Source organism: Mesorhizobium sp. B2-3-4 (assembly GCF_006442315.1).
Classification (GTDB): domain Bacteria; phylum Pseudomonadota; class Alphaproteobacteria; order Rhizobiales; family Rhizobiaceae; genus Mesorhizobium.
Window position 1 is genome coordinate 49,785 of sequence record NZ_VFVY01000002.1, and the last position, 16,941, is coordinate 66,725.

A 16,941-nucleotide genomic window follows, 5' to 3' on the forward strand; every position below is an offset into this window, starting at 1 on the left:
ACGCCTGGCAACCATGGATTTAGCCGATGTCTTTCTTTAGTCGATTTTCGACAATGGATGAGGCCGTCGCGGCGGCGCTGCCAAGCCACCTCGGGCTCTATGTCGGTGGCGAATGGCGCGACGCCGCCGGTGGCCGTACCACCACTTATAATCCCGGCAAAGGCATCGAACTGGCCAGTGTCGCGGAAGCCAATGCGCACGATGTCGAAATGGCAGTGGCCGCTGCCCACAAGGCATTTCTTTCATGGCGAAAGGTCAAGCCGTTGGAGCGCGCCGCGCTGTTGAAGCGGGTTGCTGCGGTCGTGCGCGAAAATGCCGAGGAACTGGCGCTCCTCGATTCCGCTAATTGTGGAAATCCGGTGCGCGCCATGACGCGTGACGTGATGGATGGCGCGGCACTGATCGACTATTTCGCGGGTCTCGCCATCGAGGCCAAGGGCGAAGTCATGCCTGTAGGCGAGGGCAAGGTGAACATGACCCTGCAGGAACCTTACGGGGTTTGCGTGCGTATCCTGGCCTACAATCATCCGCTGATGTTTGCCGCAGGCAAACTGGCGGCGCCGCTGGTGACTGGCAATACTGTCATCCTCAAGCCTCCGCCGCAGGCGCCGCTGTCCGTTATCCGGATGATGGAATTGATCGACGGCATTCTGCCACCGGGCGTTCTCAGTCTCGTGACAGGAGGACTGGAGTGCGGCAAGGCACTGGTTTCCCATCCCTTGACACGGGTCGTGGGGCTCGTCGGCAGCGTACCCGCCGGCAGGGCCGCCGCGGTGTCCGCGGCCGAGGGGCTGAAGCATGTCGCGCTCGAACTCGGCGGCAAGAACGCGCTCATCGCCTATCCCGATGCCGATATTGAGCGCACGGTTGCCGGCGCCATCAGCGGAATGAACTTCGCGTGGTGCGGGCAATCCTGCGGATCGACATCCCGGCTGTTCGTCCACGAAAGCGTCCACGACAAGGTGCTCCAAGGGGTACTGGGAAAGCTCGAAGCATTCAAACCCGGCATTCCCACGGAGCTGTCGACGACGATGGGTGCGATTATCTCGCCCGTCCAGCTTGGCAAGATCAAAAGCTACGTCGAGATCGGCCGCAACGAGGCTGATCTCGTATACGGAGGCACGACCCCGACGGATTGCGAACTGCAGGGCGGAAATTACATCAACCCGACCGTTTTCGCCGACGTCGACATGTCCAAGCGCATCGCTCGCGAGGAAATTTTCGGACCCGTGATCTCCGTCATCAAGTGGTCCGACGAAGACCGGATGTTCGGCGATGTCAATGCCGTCGACTACGGCCTAACGGCGTCCATTTTCACAACCAACCTCAGAAACGCGCATCATGCTTCCAGGCAGGTGGAGAGTGGATATGTATGGGTTAACGACGCCGGTCCACATATCCTTGGAGCACCATTTGGCGGGTATAAGATGTCTGGCCTTGGGCGTGAGGAAGCATTTTCAGAGCTTTATGCGTTCACGCAAACCAAGAATGTAAACATCACGCTTTGAACGCATCCATGGTGATCGGCTGCCAGGCCGCCGACATGGCGTCCGCATATTGGAGTGACGGCAAATTGAAGATTGCTCTTGTCGGTCTAGGCGCCATCAACCGCCATGTCCTGGCGGTGCTCGGCCGCGTGGCGCCCACTGTGAAGGTCGCGGCTATCGGTTTGCGACGGGACGAGCTGCCGATGGTAGAGGTTCCCGGTGCGGCCGTCATAGTCGATCCCGAGGCGTTGCGGGACGTGGACGCCGAGATCGTGGTCGAGGCGGCCAGCCGCGAAGCAGTGACGATGTGGGGTGAAGCGGCGCTGAGATACGCCCGCACATTCATCGTTTCTTCCGCGAGCGCCTTAGCCGACGAAGCAACCTATCAAAGGATGCATGACCTTGCCGTTGCCCATGGGAGCAGGCTGCTCGTCTCGTCGGGAGCTGTGGCTGGCATAGACGGCCTGGCGGCTGTCTCGCATGCCGGGGTCGACAGACTGCGTCATCAGATCATCAAGTCGCCCAGCGCCTGGCGGGGGACTGCGGCCGATAGCCTGCTCGGCAATGCCGGTCTCACAGTGCCCGTCTCGTTTTTCCGAGGAACGGCAAGGCAGGCGGGGAGTGGCTACCCTGCCAATGCCAACGTCGCGGTGGTGACGGCCAAGGCCAGCGGTGTCGGGCTCGACGTTGCGGAGATCGAGCTCGTGGCCGATCCGTCCGCCACGGAAAACAGGCACAGAATTCAGGCCAGCGGTGCTTTCGGCTCCATGTCCATCGAGCTGCATAACAAGCCATTGAAGGACAACCCGAAGTCTTCCCAGCTCGCCGCCTTGGCCCTTGTACGAATGATCGTGGCGCAAACACCCGGGATCCGCTTCTAGCGACGCGGAAACGAACAGGGTGCGTTCCAGAACAACCGAGGCTTTGCCGGCATGACGTCCCAGACATACGACTACATCATCGTCGGCGCGGGTTCGGCGGGCTGCACATTGGCTTGCCGGCTCTCCGAGGATGAGGATGTCAGCGTCCTGCTGCTGGAAGCCGGCGGCTGGGACTGGAACCCGCTGATCCACATACCCCTCGGCTGGCCGCGACTGCTGCTGAAGCGGATGGACGATTGGATGTATTTTTCCGAGCCACAGCCGGAGATCGGCAACCGGCCGATGGAATTTGCCCGCGGAAAAGTGATCGGCGGGTCGTCCTCGATCAATGCAATGGCCTATGTGCGCGGCAACAGCGCCGACTATGACCGATGGGCAGCCAACGGGCTGGAGGGATGGTCCTATGCCGATGTGCTGCCATACTTCCGACGCCAGGAAAGCTGGGAAGGCGGAGCTGACGCTTATCGTGGCGGCGATGGTCCGTTGGCGACAAGATTCTCACGCTACGGCGATCTGCTGGTGGAAGCGTTCACCGCTGCCGGCTTGGCGGCGGGGCATCCCTACACGCCTGACTACAATGGTGCGCAACAGGAAGGCTTCGGCGCCTGGCAGTTCACCATTCGGAACGGAAGGCGCTGCAGCGCGGCCGATGCCTATCTCAAACCAGCTCTGAGAAGGCGCAACTTGACACTGAAACTAAAGTCCCTAGCGACACGGATCGAATTCGAAAACAATCGCGCGACCGGCATCACCTATCTGCGAAGGAGCGCGTTGTTCACGGCGCGGGCCACGCGTGAAGTGATCCTTTGCGGCGGCGTCGTCAATTCCCCGCAACTGCTCAACCTGTCGGGCATCGGCGATCCGGCAGAGCTTGCGGCAGCAGGTGTGAAGACACGCATTGGCCTGCCTGGTGTCGGCAAGAACCTGCAGGATCACATCTCGGCCGCGGTTAACTACAGGCGCCGTGGCACGGGCTTATTGTATGGGCGTATGCGCGCCGACCGCATCATGCGCGATCTGGCGAGTGCTTATTTTCTTGGCAAGGGGCCTGCGACGGACCTTCCGTCCGGAAGCATGGCATTCCTGAAGAGTTCGCCCGAAAAAGCGGTTCCCGATCTTCAATTCAAGCCGGTTGCGGCGCCCATGACGGCAACTCCCCATCTCAGTCCGTTCTATAGGGGCTACGAAGATGGCTTTGCCTTGCGCGCGATCGTCATTCGGCCGGAAAGTCGGGGTCGAATAAGTCTAAGGACAAATGATCCCAGGCATGCCCCGCGCATCGTCCAGAACTTTCTAACAGTCGAAAATGACCGCAAGCTGCTTCGAACGGGACTACGAATGGCGCGAGACATCGGCCGCCAGGAGCCTTTGCGCAACTACATCGACCGCGAGCTCGCTCCAGCGGGATTTACCGACAGCGAGATCGACGAGCACATCCATGCGACGGCAATCACAGTCCACCATCCGCTCGGAACCTGTAAGATGGGGACCGACGCCGATCCGCATGCGGTTGTCGATACCGCGTTGCGTGTGAGAGGAGTCGCCGGGCTCAGGATTGTCGATGCTTCGGTGATGCCCGATCTCACCGGGGGTAACATAAACGCGCCCGTCATCATGATTGCCGAAAGGGCCGCGGATCTGATCACAGGCCGGCCTCCGCTTTTGGCCCGATAAATTCGGCGCTGCCATTTTCGCAGGCATCAGGCTGCACATCAACGAACGGTCGAAGCAGTGACAGACATCCGGTTCGAAAGTGATTCTCTGGGCGAGGTCGCGGTGCCGCGACTTGCCCACTATGGCCCGCAGACGGCACGGGCTCTTGCCAATTTCCCTGTGTCCGGCGAGCCGATAAGCAGTTTGCCGAACCTTACGAAGGCAATGGCGCTGGTGAAGATTGCCGCGGCCAGGACCAACCAGGCGTGCGGGCATCTGAGCGCGGACAAGGCGGCAGCGATAGAACGTGCCGGCTACGATATCATCGAAGGCCTACTCGCGGAGAATTTCGGGATCGACGTCTTCCAGGGCGGTGCGGGAACATCAACCAACATGAACGTCAACGAAGTGATGGCCAACCGTGCGCTTGAGCACCTTGGTCTCGAGTTCGGTCGATATGACGTCATTCACCCGAACGACCATGTGAACATGTCGCAGTCGACAAACGATGTATATCCGACAGCCATAAGGCTGGCGATGCTGATGACCAACGCCAGCCTGATGGAATCCGTCGAGCGTTTGGCAAGCGAGCTTGGCTCCAAGGGGGACGAGTTCCGGAACATTCGCAAGCTTGGGCGTACCCAACTGCAGGATGCCGTTCCGATGACGCTCGGCCAGGAGTTTCATGCGTTCGCCACCGCCCTTTTCGAGGACGTTGAAAGGCTTGGCCAGATGAGCCAGATGTTCCTGGAAATCAATCTTGGCGGTACGGCTATCGGCACCTCGGTCAATGCAGATGCCGACTATCGCAGCATGATCGTCCCAACACTGGCGCAACTGTCGGGCTATAAGCTGACAATTGCCGAGAACCTCATGGAGGCGAGCTGGGACACGGGCGCCTTCGTCCTTTATTCAGGAATGCTCAAGCGACTTGCCACTAAGCTTTCAAAAATCGCGAACGATCTGCGGCTGCTCTCCAGCGGGCCTCGCGGAGGCCTCTGGGAGATCGTGCTACCGGCGATGCAGCCCGGATCCTCGATCATGCCCGGCAAGGTCAACCCGGTGATTCCGGAGGTCGTCAATCAGGTTGCTTTCCATGTTATCGGCGCAGACCTGACCGTCACACTTGCGTCCGAGGCTGGGCAGTTGCAGCTCAATGCGATGGAACCCGTGATCGCCGCCAGCATCCTCAATGCGATGCGCCTGCTCATAAACGTTGTTGACCTATTTCGGGTGAAATGTGTTTCAGGCATCCGTGCCAATGAGACACAGTGCCTGGCTCATCTCGACGCCAGCACGGCCTTGGCCGCCCTGCTAGTACCCGTCATAGGTTATGAGAAAGCAGCATTGCTTGCTCACCAGTCACTGGATTCCCGCCTGCGCCTAACCGACCTTATCCCAGAGCTTCCAGATGACGTGCGGGCAACTGCGTTAAAACGCCTTCAGGGATCGTAGCTTCCAGCGGACGCAAGGGAGGCGAATACAACGTCGCGGCACAAGGACTCAAATCCTGTCCTTGCGACCAATTTTAGCCGCGGGCGGATATGGCGCTTTAAGCCGGTCGCAGATCCGGGCCAAGCCATTGCCGGTGATGCCTACCTCCGCTCCAAGACGGCTCATCGGAGGGTCGGGGCGCGTGCATCTCAAAAGAGGCTGTCGAGCCTTTCAGTCGAGACGCGATGCCGAGATGGTGGTCACCGCACTCCTTTGCTGACGAACCCAATCAGGGATTGGTATAAGAAACTGCTTGTCTTAGGTAAGTCGATCGGCTTTCATGAGCAGCAAGCCCGAGGCAATGCAAAACACTGGGTGCGAAGTGGGCTTCTTTCTGATTGCATCCGACACAATGAGCGGCGCATACGCGGGATGTCGATTGACGAAAATGTGAGTCGCTCATCGTGGCCTTGCCGCGACCGGAAACGGCACGCATAAACCGTGTCACGCATGCCTCCTTCAGATCCCAAGCCAATCATCATCGCCGAATCCGTTCGCAAGACATATCGCTCCAATGACGGACGTTCCCATCTTGCTCTGGGTGGCGTGAGTGCTGAAATCGGTCGTGGCGAGGTGCTTGTCGTCTTCGGACCCTCAGGTTCTGGCAAAAGCACGTTCCTGCGTACGTTGAACGCATTGGAATCGATCGATTCAGGGCGGATCGTGGTGGATGGCGTCGAGATCTCGGATCCGGGCGCCGATCTCAACAAGCTGCGGTCGGAAGTCGGTATGGTCTTCCAGTTGTTCAACCTGTTCCAACATCGCACCGCTCTCGACAATGTCGTGCTGCCGCAGATCGTCGTGCATCGCCGATCAAAATCCGAAGCGGTGCGTCGGGCGCATGATTTGCTTGGAAAAGTCGGAATAGACGATCGCGCAGGGCATTACCCCAGCCAGTTGTCAGGAGGGCAGCAGCAGCGCGTGGCAATCGCCCGCGCCTTGGCCATGGATCCGAAAGTGATGCTGTTTGACGAGCCGACCTCGGCGCTGGATCCCGAAACCGTCACCGGCATTCTCGATCTGATGACGGAACTCGCTGCGGAAGGGATGACAATGGCAGTCGTCACCCATGAGATGGGGTTCGCCCGTGAGATCGCCAACCGGATGCTGTTCATGGATAGCGGGCTGATCGTCGAGGAGGGCAGTCCGCAGCAAATTTTCCAAATGCCCCGGCAAGAACGAACAAAGGAGTTCCTGAAGCAGATACTGTGACGTTTGGAAATGCCGGAACGGCAAATGTTTAACAGATCAATGGGAGAGAGACACATGACAAGCAGCTTTACAAACAGAATGACCGGGGCGGCCGCAGGTTTGGCCGTGATGGTCGCGGCCTGGTTCGCCACCACCAGCGTGACGCGGGCCGACGAAATGGATGACATCCTCAAGAAGGGTGAGCTGGTCGTCGCCGTGCAGACCCAAGGACCGCCCGTCAGTTTCGTCGACAAGAACGGCGAGCGCACCGGGCTTGCAGTGGAGTTATCCAAACAGATGGCGGCCGATCTCGGCGTCAAGATCGTGTTCCAGGACTATGATTGGAAAGGTCTGATCCCGGCGTTGCTTGCCGGCAAAGCCGACATGATCGCGGGCGACATGACGCCGACACCGCAGAGGGCTTCACAGCTTCTGTTTTCTCGACCGATGTTCTTCAACGACACGCTCGCCTTCGCCACCAAGGATTCTCAGTTCAAGACCTGGCAGGATCTCAATAAGGAAGGTGTGACTGTCGCCGCCTTGCAGGGCAGCACCTATGCTGATGCCGTGACCAAGTACCTTCCGAAGGCGACACTTAAGGTGTTTTCCGGCGGCGGCCCGGCTGTCGCTCAGACGCTCACCATGGGCCGCGTCGATGCCATGGTTGGCGGACAGGACTACAATTCCTACGTCCGTCAGTTCGACAACCTCAAGCCGCTCGAAGGGACGATGACGCGTGAGCCGCTGGCCTTCGCCACCCGCCCCAACGCCTTCCATCTCAAAATGTGGCTGGACAACTACGTTGAGTTGAAGACGGCAGACAATTCACTGCAGTCGCTGCTTGCTTACTGGTGGACGTCCGACGCCTGGGAGAAGGATCACAAGTAACGACCGCTTCGATCGGCGCGGTGTTCGCGCCGCGCCGATCGACATAGCCGCATGCCTCCAAACTTGGATGGACCGATCGACATGTCACGCGATTGAAGCGATAAGCGGATGAACTGGGTTCTCGACTTTTACAATTACCGCATCGTCGAGCAGTATCTCGATCGCTTCGCCGAAGGGCTTGAGAACACCCTCGTCGCAGCGGCTCTAAGCCTTATTGCGGCAGTTGTGCTCGGCACGTTGCTGGCGCTTTGCCGAATGTCCAGCCGCGCGCTCCTGTGGCGCCCGGTGGCAGGTTATGTCGCTTTCATTCTCGCAACGCCGTTGCTGGTGCAAATCTACCTCATTTATTACGGATTGCCGATCCTGGTTCCCGCCACCGCCCGGTGGAGCGAACTCGCGCTCGGCATCATTGCGCTCTCGTTGCACAATGCAGCCTATATGAGCGAGATCGTGCGTGGCGGCATTGCATCGGTGCCTCGGGGACAGATCGAGGGCGGCAAGGCGGTCGGCATGTCTTATCCGCAGCGGCTGCGCTACATCGTTCTGCCGCAGGCTTTCGCCAACACGTTGCCGCCACTGCTCGGCCAGACGGCGGTGCTCATCAAGGACACCTCGCTTCTTTCAATCATTGCGGTCTTTGATTTCCTGAGCGCTGGACTTCTGCTCAACAGCGAGAGGGTACGGCCCAACGAAAGCTTCCTTACCATCGCTGCCGGCTACCTGGCGATCTACGTCGTGATGCTCGCCTTGTCCTCGGTGGTCAAGCGCTGGCTTGCCGGTCCGGCATGGAACGCGGGGGCATAGCGATGCAACACTATCTCGATGTCTTCATCGCGATCCTGCCGTTTCTCTGGACGGGTTTCGTCCAGACTTTCTGGGTATCGCTGGTGGCCATCGCCGCCGGCTCCGTGCTCGGCTTTTTGATCGGTGTCGTGCGTAGCCAGCGCATACCATTTTTTCATCGGCTGTTCGGTCTTTACATCCACATCCTGCGGGGAACACCGTTTCTGGTGCAGCTCTATGTGTTCTATTTCGTCCTGCCCAACACCGGGATCGAAGCACTCCAATGGAGTTCCGAGATGGCGGCGTTCGTATCGCTCTCGGTCTACACTTCGAGCTATGTCGCCGAGATTATAATGGCGGCGATAGATGCGGTGCCGAAGGGCCAGTGGGAGGCCGCCACCGCGCTCGGTTTCAAGCGCCTTTCGATACTTGCTCTTGTCGTATTGCCACAGGCTCTGAAGCTCGCGGTTCCGCCGATGAGCGGCGTCTACGTCAACATTATCAAGAACACCGCCATATTGTCGGTCATCGGAATTTCTGAACTGACGCGCCAGGGTGAAATCTCGATCATGCGCTTCCCGCGTGACGTGCTTTTCATCTATGGCGTCATCGCGCTGGTCTATTTCGTCTACTGCTATCCGGTCCTGCGCTTCACGCGCTGGGCCGAGCGTAAGGTCGGCGGCACGCGTGTCGTCAACCTCGATTGAGCACTGCGCAAAAGCCGAAAACTCATGACCTCCTACATCGATACATATTACAAGCGAACGCTAACTTCGGATGTGGTCTATCCCGGTTTGTCGGGCATACACGATGCGCAGATATGCATCGTCGGTGGCGGACTTGCCGGACTGACGGCCGGCCTCGAACTCGGCCGCCGCGGCCGGAAGGTGACCGTGCTCGAAGCGCGACAGGTTGGCTGGGGCGCGTCCGGCCGTAACGGCGGCTTCGTATCGCCGGGCTGGGCAGCCCGGGCAGGCCAGGTCCTGGAGCGGGTCGGACCCGATCATGCCAGGATGTTGTTCCGCCTGTCGATGGAGGGCGTCGCCATGGTCGAGGACGCAATCCGCGATCTCGACATATCAGACGCGAACGTCACGCAGGGGATCCTGCGCGTGTCACGCTTTGAAAACACCAGGGCGCTCGAGCAGCAGCGCGACGAGCAGGAGGCAGAGTTCGGGCGCCATCTGCGGTTGCTGACGCGCGAAGAAGTGCGAGGCCTGCTGCTCTCGAAAAAGTATCATCAGGCATTGTTCGACGAGGCGTCATTCCATTTTCACCCGCTGAATTACGCGCGCGCTCTGGCGCGTGAGATAGTCAGGCTGGGCGGCTCCGTCCACGAAGACGCTCCGGTGCTGCAAGCCGATCTCGAAGGAGCGCAAAAGAGGTTGCGCACCCCTTCGGGCGAGGTGCGGGCCGAGACCGTCGTGTTCGCCGGTGGCGGCTATACCGACAATGTGATACCGGCCTTGCGCCGCTCTTTTCTGCCGATCGCCACTTATGTCGTGCTGAGCGAACTGGCGCCAGACCTTATCGCCAAGGCGATCCGGACCGAGGCAGGCATCAGCGACGGGCGCCGGGCAGGCGACTACTATCGGGTGGTGGGTGGCCGGCTCCTGTGGGGCGGCCGCATCACCACCCGCACGACCGATCCCCGCGACATTGCCGCTCTGATCCGCCGCGAGATCGTCGCAACTTTTCCGCAACTGGAAACTCTCAAAATCGAGACGGCGTGGTCTGGACTTATGGCGTACGCCCGGCATTTGATGCCTTTGATCGGGCCCTTGGCGCCGAATGTCTGGTCTTGCACGGGATTCGGAGGTCATGGTCTCAACACGACGGCGATCGGCGCAAGGGTGGTGGCGGAGGCGATTGCGGGGGAAAGCGATCGCTATCGCCTGTTCGCGCCTTTCGGCTTTGTCTGGAATGGTGGACCGTTCGGCACAGCGGCCGCACAGCTGACCTATTGGGCCTACCAGGGCATGGATTTCCTTCGTGAGCGCCGTTCGGCGCGGGCCAGTTAATCCGGATCGCTTTGCAGCACTGCCCAGAAGGGCGCGGCGGCGGTGGTTAGAAACGAGCCGGCGAATAAGGCGCCGGGTCGATATGGGGCTGGCTGCCGGTGACGAGCTCTGCGAGCAAGCGTCCGGTCGAGCCGCCGCCGATCATGCCAGTATGCCCATGGCCGGTGGCAATGTACAAAGAGCGATGTCTCTCGGCCTGGCCGATGGCGGGCACGCTGTCGGGCAGGGACGGGCGGTAGCCCATCCACATCGTCGGTTCCCCACCCTTGAGATCAGGGAAAAGCGCTCGGGCGTGACTGAGCAGGATCTCCGAGCGCCGCTCATCGGGTGCCGCCTCGAGGCCGGCGATCTCGACAGTACCGGCGAGCCGCAAGCCGTGTTCCATTGGCGACAGCGCGAAGCCGCGGTTCTTCATCTGCAGGGGCATTGGCAATTCGATCGAGGGTGAAGGCAACATCAGGTGGTAGCCGCGCTCGGTCTCCAAGGGCAGGGTGGCGCCAAGCGGCTCAAGCAGCCGGTTCGACCAAGCGCCGGCGGCGACAACCACCTTGTCGGCCGAGCGGTTGGCGGTGTTCGTGATTAACGTATAGCCGCCACCCTCGCGAGGGATGATCTTGAGCACGCGCTCACTGGCAAACGACCCGCCAGCCTGGCGCACCCTGTCGGCAATAGCCGTGACCAGCCGATGCGGGTTGATGGTATGGGCGTTGTTTGGATAGAGCAGGCCGCGCTTCGCGATGGGTGAAATGCCCGGCAGCAGGCGCTCGAGATCGCGTCGCGACAAAGGTTCGGTGACAACGCCTTGCCGTCTGTTGATCTCAGCCGTGATCCGGTCCGAGAGACCGGTCCCCTCGCTCTCCCAAATCTGGATCCCGCCCACTTCACGCACGAGAGCTTCGAAAGTGTCATTGCCGATCAGATCGCGGTAGCAGGCAAGATTGCTCTCATGGAGCTTCCACAGGGCGTCGGCCGCGATGTTGACGCGGTCCATTCTGCCGGCGCGTATCCATCGCAACAGCCAGGGTGCGGCCTTCAGCGCGTAGCTCGGCCTCAGCACAAGCGGTCCGAGCGGATTTAGCAACCAGCCCGGCACCTGGCGCAACATTCCCGGTATGGCTACCGGGACATTGCAATCATGCCTCACCATACCAGCGTTGCCGAACGATGTCGCGCTGCCGGGAGGCAGTGGATCAACCACAGTCACATTCAGACCGGCCCGGGCCAGATAAAGCGCCGAACTGACGCCGACAATGCCGGCGCCGATGACAATCACGTTCCCATCCGGACCCGGCATGGCGACCCTTATCCAATTCAGCTATTGCAAGCACACAGACATTCGCCCGGTGCCAGCGCCAGGACAATCGCCAGCGGCCGACAGCTCCTTGCACCAGGCATCGGTCCGGCAGTCCGGTCAGGCCGGCGCCGTCTCGCGCACGAAGTGCGTGGGCGACACCGCGTTCATAGGCAGATGGAGCGGGACGAAATCAACACTGCGTAGGGCGCTGGGGATTTCGTCCGACATCGGTTCGCGTCCGACCGGACGTTGCGCCGGATCGGCGACGGGAACCGTCGACAGCAGCTTGCGCGTGTAGGGATGCTGAGGATTGCCGAAGACTGATCGGCGGTCGCCGATTTCGACGATCTCGCCCAGATACATGACGGCGACGCGATGCGCGATGCGTTCGACCACGGCCATGTCGTGGCTTATGAACAAAATGGCGATGCCCATTTCGCGCTGCAGGTCCATCAACAGATTGATGACCTGTGCCTGGATCGTGACGTCGAGCGAGGCGACCGCCTCATCTGCGATCAGCAGGCGCGGCTCCAGCGCCAGTGCCCTGGCGATACAGATGCGCTGACGTTGGCCGCCAGAAAAGGCATGCGGATATCGTTCGAGATGTTCGCGCGGCAGATGCACTTTGGCCAGCAGATCCGCTGTCCGCTCGCGCAAGGCACTTCCTCGCGCGATGCGATGGACGCGCATGGGATCCGCCAGCGCCTGGCCGATCGTCATGCGCGGATTGAGCGAGGAGAAGGGATCCTGGAAGACCATCTGCACCTCGCGTCGGAAGCCCGCCAGAGTCGCTCGTCTGGCGCCGATGATCTCCTTGCCGTCATAGCGGATGGAACCCGACAGCGGTTTGTCCAACTGCATGATGCTGCGCGCCACGGTCGACTTGCCGCATCCCGACTCGCCCACCAAAGCAAGGGTTTCGCCGGGGAAGATATCGAAGGAGACGCCCTCCACCGCATGCACCCGCCCGGTGAGGCCGCCGAAGACGCCGCCCTTGAGATCGAAACGCGTAATCAGGTCGCGCACTTCGACCAAGGGATTCTTGTCGGCTGCTGTGGGGCCGCTCATGCGGCAGTCTCCGGCTGCGGGGTTTCGGCATTGTAGACGACGAGCGGAAATTTCTCCGGCGCGTCCTTGTCGGCCATGCTGCCCAGCCGTGGAACCGCCGAAATCAGAGCTCGTGTGTAGCGGTGCTGGGGATCGGCGAAGATCTGGTTCACGGAGCCCGTTTCGACGATCTCGCCTTTCAGCATGACGCAGACACGGTCGGCGATTTCGGCAACGACGCCCATGTCATGCGTGATGAAAAGCACAGACATGCCGATCTCGCGCTGGAGCGCGCGGACAAGATCCAGGATCTGCGCCTGGATGGTGACGTCGAGCGCGGTGGTCGGTTCGTCAAGGATCATCAGGGAAGGGCGGCACGCCAATGCTATGGCGATCATGACGCGTTGGCGCATGCCCCCGGACAATTGGTGCGGATACTGATCGAGCCGTCGGGCGGCGTCCGGCACGCGTACCAGTTTAAGCACGTTCAGCGCGATCTCGCGCGCCTCGCGTGGCGACTTGCCCTGATGCCGCGTCACCACCTCGGCGATTTGGTCGCCGACGGTGAAGACCGGGTTGAGACTGGACATCGGATCCTGGAATACGATGGAAAACTCGAAACCGCGCAGGCCTTCCATGCGCTTCTCTGACAGCGTCGCCAGATCAACCGCGCCGCCATCCTTGAGCCTCATCAGGATGCGCCCGCCTGTGATCCTGGCTCCATCGTATTCGGTCAGGCGCATGATTGTCATGGCGGTCACGGATTTGCCCGAGCCTGATTCGCCCACCAATGCAACCGTCTCGCCACGCTTGATGTGGAACGACACGCCTTGAACCGCCCGCACAGCGTTCGCGGCCCTTGAGCCGAAGCGGACTTCAAGGTTTTCGACCGATAATATGACGTCGTCGGGCAGGCTCGCAGTGGCGGCGGATCTGGCAGTCAACAAAGCACTCCGGGCCGTTCGTTCTCGATATCCGGCATCGAACGCGGTGAGCCTCCGTGCTGTCAATAGGCCCGGACGCGCTGGCGGCTGGGAACCGTGACGCTAGCGATCCCTCTGGAGGTATCCACACACATAGACTACCGGGCGATTATTGGCGTTTACGCCCAATCACTTGAAACTATGCAAAATTTGCATCTCTCCATCGGATTTCGCATGACGTGACGTGGCGGCCGACAGACTAGCGCATTGCCAGGGCCGGGTCGGCCAAATTACGTCCGCTCGCCTGTTCCGCGGTGCGCGAAAGGTATTTCCAGAGCGCCTCGCCGTCTCGGCTGCGCGTTCCCACGCGCCGGAAAATCCTGATCTCGATTTCGAGCGACATCTGATGTCCGCCGATCTGAATCAATTCGCCTTGCGCGATCGATTTTTGGACGCAGATTTGCGGCAGCCAGACGACGCCTTGTCCGGCAATCGCCATCTGCTTCAAGCCCTCGGCCAGCGAAGACTGGTAGACAATGCTGAGATTGAGTGGACGTCGCCAGCGTGACTGGATGAGCGAAATCAGCTTGCCGAGATAGCCGTCGCTCCAGGAATAGGCGAGGTAGGGGATTCTGGTTCCCTCGGGCGCGTCGACATCGAACAACGGTGTTCCCGCCGAGCTGACGCCGGACACAAGAACGAGGCGATCCCTGCCGATTTGAAGCGATTCGAAGGGGCCGGCCTCCAGTACGGGCGGGCCGTCGGGATGATCGTAGGTGATGACGAAGTCGCACTTGCCAGACGACAGGTGTTCGACGCATTCCAGGAAATCGCCGGTATGCATGCTGGAGCGAACAGGCGCGTTCGGCATGTCGGGATGGCTGATCCACTTGGGGAAAAAATAGATGGCCAGCGTATGAAGCGCGGCGAAAGTGAGAAGCCGTGAGCTGGCGCCAGCCGCATTGCGGCAGTCGGTCCGCAACCGGTAAAGGTCACGGACCATTTCCTGGCAGCGTGGAACGAAAAGATTGCCGGCACTGGTCAGGTGCACCGGATAGGTGCTGCGGTCTATGAGTTCTGCGCCGACCCACTCTTCCAGCGCCTTGATGCGGCGGCTGAAGGCCGGCTGAGAAATGTTTCTCGACGCCGCCGCGGTGGAAAAATTCCGCGTCGCGGCGATTTCAAGGAAATCTTCAAACCACGCCAGCTCCATCATCGGCCTCATGCGCAAATCGCATAACCCATCCTATCTACGCATTGGACAGTGGCGCAACCCTCCTCCTAGCTTTCGTGGCAACGATAAAAAGACCTCGCTCAATTGTGGGAACAGATTCATGAAAATCAAACGTGCCTTAGCATTAGCACTATGCGTCGGCATTGGCGCCATCGCGTCGCCGGTGATGGCAGAAACCAAGAATCCCGGGACCTTCGTGTTCCTGTGGACGGATGATGTTCAGTCCTTCGATCCGGCCTATATCGCAAACACGCCGAGTTCGTACGGTGTCTTGAACGTCTACAGCCGGTTGTTGAACTATAACGGCTCGCAGATTTCCGAATTCGTGCCTTCCCTGTCATCGCAGGTGCCCAGCCTGGAGAATGGGCTCATCAAGCAGAACGCCGACGGTTCTGTCAGCTACACATTCCCGATCCGCAAGGGCGTGTACGCCCACAAGGTCGGCATCAAGGGTGACGACGGCAAGATCACCTGGCAATACTATGACGGCCTGACCAGCGAGCAGAAGGCCAAGATCGAGCCTGGCTATGGCGAGATCTCGGCCGATGACGTTCGCTACTCGCTGCTGCGTGCGATCCTCATGGGGCAGTCCTGGATGTCCAACGCCATCACCGAGGTGATGACAGGAAGCCAGTACACCGACGTCGCCAAATGGGTCGAGGCCGAAGGTAAGGTGTCGGATATCAAGGATGCCAGCCCCGAGGCGCTTCGCAAGGTCTACGACGAGCTCGCCTCGCAGATCACCGTCGAAGGCGATAACGTCACGCTGAAGCTGCCGAAGTCCTTCCCTGCCACGCTTGGCGTGCTGGCGCTGCCGTTCGGCGCATCGATCGTCGACAAGGAATGGGTCGCTTCGGTCGGAGGCTGGGACGGCAATGGCGACACCTGGAAGAAGTACTATCGTCCCGAACTCGGCGACGATCCGCTGTTTGCCGAGGAGAACGGCACTGGTCCGTTCATGCTCGATGAATGGGACCGGACGGATCGCCGCATCACGCTGAAGCGTTTCGACAATTATTTCATGGGTCCGGCTTCGCTGGAGCGGGTCGTCATGCGCACCGTTCCGGAGTGGACAACACGTCGCCTGCAGTTGCTTTCCGGCGACGCGGATTTCGTGACGGCACCGGTGGAATTCCTGGATGAACTCGGCAAGACGGAGGGCGTCAAGGTCGTTGACGGTCTGCCTAAGGTGTTCAGCCGCGGCCTGTATTTCGCCTGGCCGCTGGACGATGCCGACAACGCCGCTATCGGCAGCGGCAAGCTGGATGGCAACGGCATCCCGCCGGACTTCTTCTCCGATATCGATGTGCGCATCGGCTTCAACTACGCACAGAACTACGACGCGCTGATAAAACAGGCGCTGCTCGGCAAGACAGTCCAGGCCCATGGGCCGACGGTGCGCGGAATCATGGGCTATCGCGCGGACTCGCCCATCTACAGCTATGATCCGGCGAAAGCCGCGGAGCACTTCAAAAAGGCCTTCGGCGGCAAGCTCTGGGACACGGGCTTTACCTTTACGGCGTTTGTCCAGGAAGGCACGCCGCAGGGCACGGCGGCTCTCTCCGCGCTGCAGCAGGGACTGCAGCGCATCAACCCGAAGTTCAAGATGAAGATCCAGTCGCTGCCATGGGCGTCGATCTCGGACAAGTTGAACAATCGTGAAAAGCCTGCGTCGCCGCTCACCTATATGGGTTGGGGGCCAGACTATTCGGATCCGGGTGGCCCGCTCGGCGCCGCGACCTACTACCTGTCTCCGACCGGTCTCGTCGGTGGTATGCTGGGCCAAGGCTACCGGGACCTGATGACGGAGAAGTTCAAGCCTCTGCTGGACCAGGCCTGGGCGTCGAGCGACCCGGCGGTGCGGGAACCGATCTACGCCAAGCTGCAGGAAATGTCTTACGACTACGCCACGACGCAATTCCTCTGGGAAGACTTTGGCTACATCGTTACCCGCAGCAACATCGACGGCTACGTCCACAATATGATCCTCTACGGTGCGTGGGACTTCTATCCAGTCACCAAGAAGGCTGACTGAGGCGCTTGAA

General features: G+C 60.3%; 14 protein-coding genes. 10 read left to right on the plus strand and 4 right to left on the minus strand.

Going from position 1 to position 16,941, the window contains the following annotated elements:
- Nucleotides 1-53 precede the first annotated feature (53 nt).
- From FJ967_RS03935 to FJ967_RS03975, 9 genes are all read left to right on the plus strand, one after another.
- Nucleotides 54-1,508: an aldehyde dehydrogenase family protein gene (locus tag FJ967_RS03935; protein ID WP_140730392.1), complete on the plus strand. Its 1,455-nt coding sequence runs from the start codon at nt 54-56 to the stop codon at nt 1,506-1,508.
- Nucleotides 1,509-1,516: 8 nt separating this feature from the next.
- A complete protein-coding gene (locus FJ967_RS03940; protein ID WP_140730393.1) occupies nt 1,517-2,368 on the plus strand; it encodes an aspartate dehydrogenase in 852 nt (283 codons plus the stop codon).
- Between the two features lie 51 nt (nt 2,369-2,419).
- Nucleotides 2,420-4,042: a GMC family oxidoreductase N-terminal domain-containing protein gene (locus FJ967_RS03945; protein ID WP_140730394.1), complete on the plus strand. Its 1,623-nt coding sequence runs from the start codon at nt 2,420-2,422 to the stop codon at nt 4,040-4,042.
- Between the two features lie 57 nt (nt 4,043-4,099).
- Entirely contained in the window at nt 4,100-5,476 is a 1,377-nt protein-coding gene (locus FJ967_RS03950; protein WP_140730395.1) for an aspartate ammonia-lyase, read from the plus strand.
- 489 nt (nt 5,477-5,965) lie between these two features.
- Nucleotides 5,966-6,727, plus strand: coding sequence for an amino acid ABC transporter ATP-binding protein (locus FJ967_RS03955; RefSeq protein ID WP_140730396.1), 762 nt, complete (start codon nt 5,966-5,968; stop codon nt 6,725-6,727).
- A 78-nt stretch (nt 6,728-6,805) separates the two neighbouring features.
- A complete protein-coding gene (locus FJ967_RS03960; protein WP_140730397.1) occupies nt 6,806-7,594 on the plus strand; it encodes a transporter substrate-binding domain-containing protein in 789 nt (262 codons plus the stop codon).
- Nucleotides 7,595-7,702: 108 nt separating this feature from the next.
- Nucleotides 7,703-8,398 (plus strand): amino acid ABC transporter permease, encoded by a 696-nt coding sequence (locus FJ967_RS03965; protein ID WP_140730398.1) that lies wholly within the window; start codon nt 7,703-7,705, stop codon nt 8,396-8,398.
- 2 nt (nt 8,399-8,400) lie between these two features.
- On the plus strand, nt 8,401-9,084 hold the full coding sequence (locus tag FJ967_RS03970; RefSeq protein ID WP_140730399.1) for an amino acid ABC transporter permease: 684 nt from the start codon (nt 8,401-8,403) through the stop codon (nt 9,082-9,084).
- Nucleotides 9,085-9,108: 24 nt separating this feature from the next.
- The gene (locus FJ967_RS03975) at nt 9,109-10,398 is read left to right on the plus strand and encodes an FAD-binding oxidoreductase (protein ID WP_140730400.1); all 1,290 of its coding nucleotides are present in this window, start codon (nt 9,109-9,111) and stop codon (nt 10,396-10,398) included.
- 46 nt (nt 10,399-10,444) lie between these two features.
- On the opposite strand, the gene FJ967_RS03980 is transcribed toward FJ967_RS03975, so the two are convergent.
- From FJ967_RS03980 to FJ967_RS03995, 4 genes are all read right to left on the minus strand, one after another.
- The gene (locus FJ967_RS03980) at nt 10,445-11,671 is read right to left on the minus strand and encodes an FAD-binding oxidoreductase (RefSeq protein WP_181175664.1); all 1,227 of its coding nucleotides are present in this window, start codon (nt 11,669-11,671) and stop codon (nt 10,445-10,447) included.
- Nucleotides 11,672-11,809: 138 nt separating this feature from the next.
- Entirely contained in the window at nt 11,810-12,760 is a 951-nt protein-coding gene (locus FJ967_RS03985) for an ATP-binding cassette domain-containing protein (protein WP_140730402.1), read from the minus strand.
- Nucleotides 12,757-13,683 carry an ABC transporter ATP-binding protein gene (locus FJ967_RS03990; RefSeq protein WP_140730403.1) on the minus strand — a complete coding sequence of 309 codons (927 nt, stop codon included), beginning with the start codon at nt 13,681-13,683 and terminating at the stop codon, nt 12,757-12,759. The genes FJ967_RS03985 and FJ967_RS03990 overlap by 4 nt, the downstream gene beginning before the upstream one ends.
- A 238-nt stretch (nt 13,684-13,921) precedes the next feature.
- Nucleotides 13,922-14,887 (minus strand): LysR family transcriptional regulator, encoded by a 966-nt coding sequence (locus tag FJ967_RS03995; RefSeq protein ID WP_246675160.1) that lies wholly within the window; start codon nt 14,885-14,887, stop codon nt 13,922-13,924.
- 109 nt (nt 14,888-14,996) lie between these two features.
- On the opposite strand from FJ967_RS03995, the gene FJ967_RS04000 reads away from it, so the two are divergent.
- A complete protein-coding gene (locus FJ967_RS04000) occupies nt 14,997-16,931 on the plus strand; it encodes an ABC transporter substrate-binding protein (RefSeq protein ID WP_246675161.1) in 1,935 nt (644 codons plus the stop codon).
- Nucleotides 16,932-16,941 lie beyond the last annotated feature (10 nt).

Coding starts and splice junctions, on each gene's coding strand:
- FJ967_RS03985 (WP_140730402.1), bottom strand. CDS start 12,760: ATGAGCGGCCCCACAGCAGCCGACAAGAATCCCTTGGTCGAAGTGCGC.
- FJ967_RS03970 (WP_140730399.1), top strand. CDS start 8,401: ATGCAACACTATCTCGATGTCTTCATCGCGATCCTGCCGTTTCTCTGG.
- FJ967_RS03960 (WP_140730397.1), top strand. CDS start 6,806: ATGACCGGGGCGGCCGCAGGTTTGGCCGTGATGGTCGCGGCCTGGTTC.
- FJ967_RS03935 (WP_140730392.1), top strand. CDS start 54: ATGGATGAGGCCGTCGCGGCGGCGCTGCCAAGCCACCTCGGGCTCTAT.
- FJ967_RS03975 (WP_140730400.1), top strand. CDS start 9,109: ATGACCTCCTACATCGATACATATTACAAGCGAACGCTAACTTCGGAT.
- FJ967_RS03945 (WP_140730394.1), top strand. CDS start 2,420: ATGACGTCCCAGACATACGACTACATCATCGTCGGCGCGGGTTCGGCG.
- FJ967_RS03995 (WP_246675160.1), bottom strand. CDS start 14,887: ATGAGGCCGATGATGGAGCTGGCGTGGTTTGAAGATTTCCTTGAAATC.
- FJ967_RS03955 (WP_140730396.1), top strand. CDS start 5,966: ATGCCTCCTTCAGATCCCAAGCCAATCATCATCGCCGAATCCGTTCGC.
- FJ967_RS03965 (WP_140730398.1), top strand. CDS start 7,703: ATGAACTGGGTTCTCGACTTTTACAATTACCGCATCGTCGAGCAGTAT.
- FJ967_RS03940 (WP_140730393.1), top strand. CDS start 1,517: ATGGTGATCGGCTGCCAGGCCGCCGACATGGCGTCCGCATATTGGAGT.
- FJ967_RS04000 (WP_246675161.1), top strand. CDS start 14,997: ATGAAAATCAAACGTGCCTTAGCATTAGCACTATGCGTCGGCATTGGC.